2 protein-coding genes are annotated in these 1,935 nt (G+C 71.9%); both read right to left on the bottom strand.

Annotated elements, in window-relative coordinates; genetic code table 11:
- Positions 1-115 precede the first annotated feature (115 nt).
- Entirely contained in the window at positions 116-769 is a 654-nt protein-coding gene (gene hpf / locus QH283_RS16585; protein ID WP_280503890.1) for a ribosome hibernation-promoting factor, HPF/YfiA family, read from the bottom strand.
- A gap of 393 nt (positions 770-1,162) precedes the next feature.
- Entirely contained in the window at positions 1,163-1,807 is a 645-nt protein-coding gene (locus QH283_RS16580) for a ComF family protein (RefSeq protein WP_280503889.1), read from the bottom strand.
- Positions 1,808-1,935: the final 128 nt, after the last annotated feature.

Genomic DNA, 1,935 nt, shown 5'->3' with positions numbered 1-1,935 from the left:
GGGGCGGGGGGGGGGGCCCACCCATCGTCCCCCCCCCCCTGCGTCCCCCCCCCGGGCCCCGCTTGGGGCCGCCCCCCCGCCGCCGGATGGGCGACGGGCCGTGCGGACGTGGCGTCTACGCCAGCCTGATCAGGCCGTAGTCGTAGGCGTGCCGCCGGTACACCACCGACGGACGGTCGGTCTCCTTGTCGTGGAACAGGAAGAAGTCGTGGCCGACCAACTCCATCTGGTAGAGGGCGTCGTCGACCGTCATGGGCTCGGCCTTGTGCACCTTGGTGCGCACGATGTGGCCGGGACCGAGGTCCTCCTCCGCCACGTAGTCGTGCTCGTGATCGGACTTGCCGTCCGACCCCCGGTCGAACAGCGCGTCGGGCGGCAGGGCCGCGGTGGCCTCGGCGACCGAGAGCGGGGTCTTGTCACCGTAGTGCACGCGCCTGCGGTCCTTGATCCGGCGCAGCCTGCTCTCCAGCTTGGCGGTCACCGACTCGAAGGCGGCGTAGAAGCTGTCGGCGCAGGCCTCGGCGCGCACCACCGGGCCCTTGCCCCGCGCGGTGATCTCCACGCGCTGGCAGGCCTTCTTCTGGCGGCGGTTGCGCTCGTGGAACAGCTCCACGTCGAACAGGAAGATCGTCGGGTCGAAGCGTTCGAGCCGGGAGAGCTTCTCGGAGACGTAGATTCGGAAGTGGTCGGGTACTTCGACATTGCGCCCCTTGACGACGATCTCCGCGCGGGTCGGCCGTGGTCGCTCGGCGGATTCGTCGGCTTCCATCGGGACGGCCGTGCCATCGACTTCCGGCACGTAGATGGTCGAGGGTTCTTTCACTGAAGGTCGTGAAGACGTCACGCGTACCTCCCGGATCTGGCCGCACCAACCTTTGTGCGTGCGGCGGGGTTGAGCCGTACCGAGACTGCTGAGATCCGGCGGGAACGTCCCTGCGGGGAGACCGCGGGGTGCAGATCGACCGCGGGCTGCACATCCGAGAACCGGCAGCTGATCGACTGCGAGAGAGTTGTGCGAGCTCCCTTCAGGCCCGCTCACGCCGGGAAATCACACGGCACGAAGTTTCCGAGGCGCCACCTCCAAACTCCCGGTTCGGGTGTGTGATCGCGACGGTAGTCCGCCCACGAGAGGTTTGCCACCGTTCACGCAAATTTCTTCGAGTCAAGCCACACACGTCACGAAAAACGCCACCACCGGCAGGCCGGAACCCTCGAGCACGCGGACCGACTCGGCGGCCGTCGCACCGGTGGTCAGCACATCGTCCAAGACCACTACCTGGTATTTTCCGGCTCGCAACGCCGCGGGGGCGGCCTCGGGACGCAGCCATACCCGGCCGCTCAGATTTTGCCAGCGCTCACCGGGCGACAACCCCACCGAATCGTGTACACCCCGCCACACCCGAAGCACGGGAAATACCCGGCAATTTCGCAGACACCGCGCCGAGATTTCCGCGACCCGCAGCACCGGATCGCCGCCGCGCACCCTGGCCGCGGCGCGTCTGCTCGGCGCGGGAACCAGCGCCAGCGGCACTCCCGGCGTGCGCAGCCCGGCCAGTCCGCGCGCCGTCGCCCGCCCGAGCGGCCCGGCGAGATCGCGGCGTCCGCGTTCCTTGACGGCGAGCACCGCCGCACGCGCAGGCCCGGCATAGGGGGCGAGCGCCCAGCACGGCACGCCGGGATCGGTGCGCGGGCGCACCCGCACCGGCGGACCCGCCAGCGCCGCCTCGCAGCGGGCGCACCAGGCGGTGCCGGGGCGACCGCAGCCGCCGCAGGACGCGGGGAGGACGAGATCGAGGAGGGTGCGCACGGACCGAGTGTGGGGGGCCCGCCCCCCCCGCGCCCGGGCCCCGGGGGGGGGTGTTTTGGGGGGGGGGGGGCGGGCGGGGGGGCGGCGGCCGGGGCGGCCCCCCCCCCCGGGGGGGGGCGGGGGGCGGG

The organism is Nocardia farcinica, from assembly GCF_029867845.1.
Classification (GTDB): domain Bacteria; phylum Actinomycetota; class Actinomycetes; order Mycobacteriales; family Mycobacteriaceae; genus Nocardia; species Nocardia farcinica_A.
This window is presented reverse-complemented; position numbering and strand designations above follow the sequence as displayed.

Coding starts and splice junctions, on each gene's coding strand:
- hpf (WP_280503890.1), bottom strand. CDS start 769: ATGGAAGCCGACGAATCCGCCGAGCGACCACGGCCGACCCGCGCGGAG.